The following is a 7077-nucleotide window of genomic DNA, read 5'->3' on the forward strand; positions in this document are numbered from 1 at the left end:
GCGGAGCCTACTACCATGAGGGAATGAGCGCCGGACTTGGCGAATCTGCCACCCACATCACCATCGGCCAAATCCCTGCCGACCTCCTTGCCGCCGGGCAGATTGCCGCGGACCGGACGTCCGCGGGCCAGACGCCCGTGGGCACGGGCAGACCGTACACCGACACCCGCGACCTGACGCCCTACCGCAAGCCCGTAATCCGGACGCCTGTCCGCGGCCTGGCCGGCAACGTGGGCGGCGTGGTGACCGGGCTCATGGCGGGCCGGAAGCCCGGGACGCTGGCCGCCGAGGGCGGGGTTCCCCGGCTGGGCAAGGTGGGCGGCCGGACCTCGGCCAAGACCGCGAAGGCGGTGCACGCCGCCATCTTTGGCAGCACCGAGCCGGACCGGCTGATCACCCTGGCCCGCACGTACCCCGGCTGGGCCGGACTCTGCTACCTCATGGCCGGGCTACTGGCCTACGCCCACGGCGGGCACCTGCGCGCGTCCGAGCTCCTGCAGCATGGCCTCAGCCTCCGGAACGACGCCGACGCCAACCGCTACGCGGCCGTCTACCTGGCCGGCGTGGTCACCAGGGTGGAGGTGGCCGAGCGGATCGAGGTCCCGGTGCTGTTCAGCGAGGAGGCCGTATTCCTTGCCCTGTCCCATTCCCTGCGCGAGACCGGCCAGACGGAGGCGGCGCTTGCCGCGCTGGCCGGCCTCCCGCCGTCGCTGCCGCTGGCCCTGGCCCGCTGTTCGCTCGCCGCCGAGCTGGGACGCGACGTAGAAGTGGTAGCGGACACCGAGGGGCTACTCAATGCGGACGATCTGTCCGCCGCGCTGCTGCTGGTCCGTGCCCGGTCGCTGCGCCGGCTGCGGTCCTACAGCGCCTCCCGCTCCGCTCTGCAGGAGGTCCTGCGGCGCAGGAAGACGGACTTCACCCTCCGCGGCGACGCGCTGACGGACCGTGCCCTGCTCCTGCTGGACGCTGGCAGAAAGACCTTCGGAGCCCGGGATTGGCAGCGCCGGAAACCGGCCCAGCTGGAGGCCGTGAAGGCCATCCGCAAAGACGCGGAAATGCACGAACTCTGGGACCGCGAATACGGCAAACCTGACGAGAACTGACAGGATTACGTGCCGGATCAGCGCCAAATACACGTAACCACTACTCTTGCGGGCCCCCATGCCGGGGAGTACAAACGAGGCATGAGAGATGCGGTGGAGCGCTGGATGCAGCACTACATCACGGCGTGGACAACGAATGGTCCGGAGGACATTCGGGCCCTGTTTACCGAGGACGCCGTCTATGCGACCAGCCCCCAGGAAGCCGAACCGTGGCAGGGCCGGGATGACATCGTGGAGCACTGGATTGCCGGGCGCGATGAGCCGGATGACTGGACATTTGAGTGGAAACTGCTGGGGGTCGACGGCGGCAGGGCGTTCGTGCAGGGCCTGACAACCTACCGTGGCAACAGCCGAAGCTATGACAACCTGTGGATCATCCAGTTGACCGCAGACGGCCGTGCGTCGTCCTTCACCGAGTGGTACATGCAGCGCAAGTAGCGCCGGCCCCGAGTTCCCGGGCTTACCCGCGGGACAGTGCTGCGCCGACCGCGGGCACGATCTGTTCGGCGAGCAGCAGGGCACCCAGGACCAGCATGATGATCCCGCTGGCCAGTGTCACCTGGCGCGCTGCGCCCGGCCGGGCGTGCAGCAGTTTCCGGGCCAGGAGTGCCACGCAGCTGTAGATGACCGCCACGAGCAGGACGAAGGTCAGCCCGAGCAGCCCTGACTGGACCGGAACCGGCAACGCGGCCTCGGGACTGACGAACTGCGGCACCAGGGCCACGAAGAACAGCAGGCCCTTCGGATTGATCCCGCTGATACCCACGCCCTGGAGGAAGATCCGGAGCTGGCCCGGGGGCGCGGCCGCCGGGGGAGCCGAGGTGCCCGCGCTGAAGCTGGGGCCGTTGAAGCTGGCGCCCCGCCAGGACCGCAGGGTGCTGAATCCCAGCCAGAGCAGGTAAAGGGCACCCGCAGCCGTCAGCCAGCCGAGCACGCCGGGCAACCCGGCCAGAAGTGCCGCAAGGCCCAGCACCAGGAGCGCCGTGTGGAGGGCGTAGCCGCCGCACAGCCCGGCGACGGCGGGCGCGAAGCTGCGCTGCCTGAGCCCGGCCGCAATCGAGTACGCCCAGTCGACGCCGGGCGTGCACGCCAAGGCGACGGCGACAACCAGGAAGGCGAGGAAAAGCTGGGGGTTCATGGCGGCTCCAGGGGTGCGGCACCCTCGTTGCGGGTACAGGGAAAACTCTAGGCAAAATCGGCCCGGAAGTGTTCGCCTATTTACTGGAGAATCGCGGCTTTTGGGTAAGATAATTGCGTGATCGACAACATTGACAGAAGTATTTTGCGCCACCTCCAGACGGACGGGCGAATGACTGCCACGGCCCTGGCGGCCAAGGTGGGGCTGACCGTTGCCCCGTGCCACCGCCGGCTGCGCGATCTCGAGGCCGCCGGGATCATCCGGGGCTACCGGGCGGACGTCGATCCCGCCGCCGTGGGTCTCGGCTTCGAGGCCATCGTCTTCGTGACGCTGCGCCAGGTGGACCGCTCTACCATGGAGATCTTCGAGAACCGGGTGGCCGACAACCCCAACATCGTGGAGGCCCAGCGGCTCTTCGGCTCACCGGACTATCTGCTCAAGGTCATCGCCGAGGACCTGCCGTCCTACCAGCGTTTCTACGACAGCGAACTGACCTCGCTGCCCGGCGTCGAGCGCCTGACCTCAACCCTGGTCATGAAGAACCTCAAGACCAACGTGGGTCCGCCCGTCTAGTCGGAGGCGTCAGGCATCTTAGGCGCCGAGCAGTCCCGTGGTCCGGTAGGGGATGACCTCGCGCAGGAACATGCTGGTTGAGGTCCGGACGATGCCGGGGCACAGCCGGATTTCCTCGGACACGCGGTAGAGGTCATCCGGACTTTTGGCCACCACCCGGATCAGGAGGTCGGTGTCGCCGGCCGGCGCATGGCATTCGAGCACTTCCGGGATGTTGCGCAGGGCCGCGATCGCCTCGTTGAGGTGGCTCTGGTCCAGTTCCGCGCTCACGGCCGCCGCCACGCCCCGGCCCAGGGCCGACGGTAGGACCCGGCTGCTGTTCGGGCGGAGCGCGCCCGACGCCGACATCCGCTCCAGCCGGGACTGGACCGTTCCGCGGGCCAAGCCCAGCTTCTGCGCCAGCACCATGACCGGCACGCGGGGATCCTCGTCCAGCGCGGCGAGGATCCGCCGGTCCGTCGCGTCGAGCTCCTGCAAAATGACCACTTCCTGTTCACCGCCCCGGCAGAAGTTGATCAGATTGACCACTCCGGCGCCGGTCCGTTGCACCAACTGTAGGGCTTCTGCTCAAATGGTGACAACAAGGGGACGCGGCCACCGCCACGGTCCCGAAGGCTACGGAAACCCCGGCACACCACCCGGACCCCGGATGAGGCTCCCGCAAGGAACCCGCCGCTGATTGACTCTTGTTCACGCATCGTCATTCCGCACAACGCACCACCACGCGGCAAGAGCCCCTGAGCTACCGACGTCGGATTCCCGAAGTCATCGGTAGCTGAGGGGCTCTTGTGCTGCCCCCGCATAGGCTTATCCCATGACCTCAACCGGCCGCTTCGCCCCCAGTCCCTCCGGCGAACTGCATGTGGGCAACCTCCGGACCGCCATCCTGGCCTGGCTCTTCGCCCGGTCCACGGCGCGGAAGTTCCTGATGCGGGTGGAGAACCTGGACCGTGCCCGGGCCGGTGCCGAGGCCGGGCAGCTCCGCGACCTCGCCGCGATCGGCGTGGGCTGGGACGGCGGCATAGTGCGCCAGACGGACCGGGAACACCTGTACGCCGGGTCGATCGCGCAGCTGACGGCGGCCGGCCTGACCTACGAGTGCTTTTGCACCCGCCGCGAAATCCAGGAAGCCCCGTCCGCGCCGCACGCCCCGCAGGGCGCCTACCCGGGGACCTGCCGGAACCTCACCGACGCCGAGCGCGCCGCCAAACGGGCCACCCGGCCGCCTGCTGTCCGGCTCCGTTCCACAGTGGCCGAGGTGACGGTCCAGGACGTGCTCCACGGCGGGTACACGGGGGTGGTGGACGACTTCGTGCTCCGGCGCAACGACGGCGTGACCGCCTACAACCTGGCCGTGGTGGTGGACGATGCGGAGCAGGGCATAGACCAGGTGGTTCGCGGCGACGACCTGCTGCCCTCCACGCCCCGGCAGGCGTACCTGGCGTCCCTCCTGAATATGCCTGTTCCGGAATATGCGCATGTGCCGCTGGTACTCAACGCCGACGGCGCCCGGCTGGCCAAGCGCGACGGCGCCGTCACCCTCGCCGACCTGGAGCTGGCCGGCGTGACCGCGGACCAGGTCCGGGACATGCTGCTGGCCTCTCTCGGCCTCCCGCCCGGCGGGCTGGAACATGCACTTGCCGCCTTCGACCCCGCAGCGCTGCCCCGCGATCCCTGGGTGTGGCCCGGGGTGCCCGCAGCCCTCCCGGCAGCCGGGGTCCCGCCCCGAACGGACAGCCGCGGCGCGTAGGCTGGATTCATGACCGAGCCCGCACACCCCCAGCCCCGCTTCACCGTTGAGACAGCCAAGGTCCTGGCCGAGGTGGCCCACAACCGCCAGAAGGACAAGCTCAAGCGGCCCTACCGGGAGCATGTGCTCGCCGTCGGCGATGCCCTGGCGGACTTCGACGACGATATCCGGATCGCCGGGTACCTCCACGACATCGCCGAGGACACCCCGATGACACGGCAGGCGCTGCTGGACATGGGCGTCTCCGAGCGGGCCGTGGACATCATCGAACGGGTCACGAAGCGCCTGCACGAGAACCCGGACGACTACCAGGCCGGCATCCGCTACATCGCCGAGGACCACGACGCCACCCTGGTCAAGATCGCCGACAATGCGCACAATTCGCTGCCGGAACGGGTCAAGGCGCTGGCCGAAAAGTGGCCGGACAAGCCCCCGGTGACCCGCTACGACGAGGCCCGCCCGGTGCTCTATGCCGCCGTCCCGGTCGAGGAAACCCGGAAGATCCTGGCCCGGATCAACCCGTGGCTGCTGGCCGAACTGGACGACATGCTCGACGAGGCGGACGACACCGACTACGAGAACCTCTCCTACGAGGCTGCCTCCGCCGAACCAGAGCCCACCCGGGACTAAGCGTGCGTGCCTACGTCCTCACCCGCTATGGCGGCCCGGACGCCATGGAACTCCGCGACGTTCCGGCGCCCCAGCCCGGCCCGGGCGATGTCCGGATCAAAGTCTCCGCGGCAGGGCTGAACCCGGTGGACTTCAAATTCCGGCAGGGTGCGCTCCGTCCCATCAGCCGTGTCCGCCTGCCGATCGTCGCCGGCTGTGAAGTCGCCGGGACGGTGGAAGCAGTCGGACCCGGGCCCAGCCGCTTCGCCATTGGGGACCGCGTCTACGCCCGGGTGGATAAGACGCGGCTCGGAGCGTTTGCCGAGCTGGTGTGCGTACAGCAGGAATTCGTGGCCGCCATGCCGGCGTCGCTCGGATTCGCCGACGCCGCCGGATTGCCCCTGGCCGGACTCACGGCGCTGCAGGCCCTCCGGGATGAACTCGGCGTGGGTCACGGCACCCGGCTCTTCATCTCCGGCGGCGCAGGCGGCGTGGGAACCCTGGCCATCCAGCTCGCCCAGTATTTTGGGGCCGAGGTCACCACCACGGCATCGGTCCGGGGCGAGGCACTGGTGCGTCGGCTGGGGGCGGACCGCGTCGTCGACTACACCCGGGAGAATTTCGCCGAGGTGCTGCACGATTTCGACGCCGTGTTGGACCTGGTCGGCGGGACGACCCTCCGGGATTCCTTCCGCATCCTCCGGCCCGGCGGCCGGGTGGTTTCCATCGCCGGCGTTCCGGAGCCCCGCACGGCGACGAAGGACCTGGGTTCGCCGCCGTTGATCACCGCCGCGTTCTGGCTGATGAGCATGGGTATCCGCCGCCGCGCCCGCAGGGCGAAGGCCGGCTACCGCTACCTGTTCATGCACCCCAGCGGGGATGATCTGCGCACTCTGGCGGCGCTGGTCGACAGCGGCCACGTGCAGCCGGTTGTGGACAGGACCTACCCGTTCGCGGAGATCGCGGAGGCCTTCGCTGCGCTCGAACAGGGCCACGCCAAGGGCAAGATCGTCGTCACGCTCTAGGCCTAAGCCGGCGCCGGGACCGCCACAGCAGGCCGATGTACACCAGATCAAAGACGCTGCAGAGCAGGCCCACTCCCAGGATCAGGGGCGAACCGCGGTACCAGCCGAAGACAATCGTGGGCGCGAGGGTGCCGATCCACTTGGCCACGGCGATCAGCAGGGTCTGGCCCCGGGGCCCGCCGCGGGTAACGAACATGGCGATGAACAGCCCGGACATCAGCAGGTTCTGCAGGAAGGCCGCATAGCGCGAAGCGTCATCCCAGCCGAACTCTGCGACGAACAGCAGCTGCACGGCGAAGGACGTGACGCCCAGCAGGAGCGCCCAGCCGACGAAGAGCCGCCGCGTCACCCACGCCGGAAGTTCGGATCGGCCGAACTTCAAGAAGGTGTACAGAATCACGACGTCGGCGAGTCCCCACGCGATGTTGAAGACCCCCTGCGCGTCAATTCCGGTCGCGACGGAGCGGGCGGCGTAGATGGTCTCCCACGCGAAGTTGAGCCCGAGCGCGGCGGCCGGGATCGCGTAGCTCCTGTCCTTGAAACCAATCCGGATGGCATCGACATAGACCACGGTCCAGGCCAGGCCGCTGACAATCGTCAGGAACAGGATCACGGTCTCCACCTCTCATGCGCGGGAGCCCACTCGTGCGGACACAAGCGAGCATACCGATCGCGGGTGGGTTATTTTCTTAGCGATTGGGCGATTTGGGTCATGACGGTGTTGTCCGCCAGGGTGGTCGCGTCGCCTGGGTCGCGGCCTTCGGCGACGTCTTTGAGGAGGCGGCGCATGATTTTTCCGGACCGGGTTTTGGGCAGTTCGGGGACGATGAGGATGGTTTTGGGTTTGGCGATCGGGCCGATTTCCTTGCCGACGTGGTT

The 7077-nt window shown here is 68.3% G+C and carries 10 protein-coding genes; 6 read left to right on the forward strand and 4 right to left on the reverse strand.

All coding sequences use genetic code 11. The annotated features are described in order from the left end of the window. The first annotated feature begins 23 nt into the window (after positions 1–23). A complete protein-coding gene (locus AC1DDO_RS15580; protein ID WP_476867456.1) occupies positions 24–1103 on the forward strand; it encodes a hypothetical protein in 1080 nt (359 codons plus the stop codon). A gap of 81 nt (positions 1104–1184) precedes the next feature. Next, positions 1185–1541, forward strand: a complete 357-nt coding sequence (locus AC1DDO_RS15585; protein ID WP_476867457.1) for a nuclear transport factor 2 family protein — start codon at positions 1185–1187, stop codon at positions 1539–1541. Between the two features lie 22 nt (positions 1542–1563). Here the strand turns inward: AC1DDO_RS15585 and AC1DDO_RS15590 are convergent, their stop codons facing one another. Further along, entirely contained in the window at positions 1564–2241 is a 678-nt protein-coding gene (locus tag AC1DDO_RS15590; RefSeq protein WP_476867458.1) for a LysE family translocator, read from the reverse strand. A 117-nt stretch (positions 2242–2358) separates the two neighbouring features. On the opposite strand from AC1DDO_RS15590, the gene AC1DDO_RS15595 reads away from it, so the two are divergent. Continuing rightward, entirely contained in the window at positions 2359–2814 is a 456-nt protein-coding gene (locus AC1DDO_RS15595; protein ID WP_476867459.1) for an Lrp/AsnC family transcriptional regulator, read from the forward strand. A gap of 18 nt (positions 2815–2832) precedes the next feature. Here AC1DDO_RS15595 and AC1DDO_RS15600 read toward each other — a convergent pair whose 3' ends face one another. Further along, entirely contained in the window at positions 2833–3291 is a 459-nt protein-coding gene (locus AC1DDO_RS15600) for an Lrp/AsnC family transcriptional regulator (RefSeq protein ID WP_176803545.1), read from the reverse strand. A gap of 337 nt (positions 3292–3628) precedes the next feature. On the opposite strand from AC1DDO_RS15600, the gene gluQRS reads away from it, so the two are divergent. The 3 genes from gluQRS to AC1DDO_RS15615 are packed head-to-tail and all read left to right on the forward strand — an operon-like array spanning position 3629 to position 6198. Then, entirely contained in the window at positions 3629–4564 is a 936-nt protein-coding gene (gene gluQRS, locus AC1DDO_RS15605) for a tRNA glutamyl-Q(34) synthetase GluQRS (protein ID WP_476867460.1), read from the forward strand. 9 nt (positions 4565–4573) lie between these two features. Next, positions 4574–5194 carry an HD domain-containing protein gene (locus AC1DDO_RS15610; protein ID WP_476972207.1) on the forward strand — a complete coding sequence of 207 codons (621 nt, stop codon included), beginning with the start codon at positions 4574–4576 and terminating at the stop codon, positions 5192–5194. Between the two features lie 2 nt (positions 5195–5196). Next, entirely contained in the window at positions 5197–6198 is a 1002-nt protein-coding gene (locus AC1DDO_RS15615) for an NADP-dependent oxidoreductase (protein WP_476867462.1), read from the forward strand. On the opposite strand, the gene AC1DDO_RS15620 is transcribed toward AC1DDO_RS15615, so the two are convergent. Further along, on the reverse strand, positions 6188–6811 hold the full coding sequence (locus tag AC1DDO_RS15620; protein WP_476867463.1) for a transmembrane-type terpene cyclase: 624 nt from the start codon (positions 6809–6811) through the stop codon (positions 6188–6190). The two genes, AC1DDO_RS15615 and AC1DDO_RS15620, sit on opposite strands and share 11 nt — an antisense overlap. Before the next feature lie 68 nt (positions 6812–6879). Further along, a partial coding sequence (locus AC1DDO_RS15625; protein ID WP_476972208.1) for an AMP-binding enzyme occupies positions 6880–7077 on the reverse strand: 198 nt, incomplete at its 5' end.

It is taken from the genome of Arthrobacter sp. 10N43 (assembly GCF_056394525.1).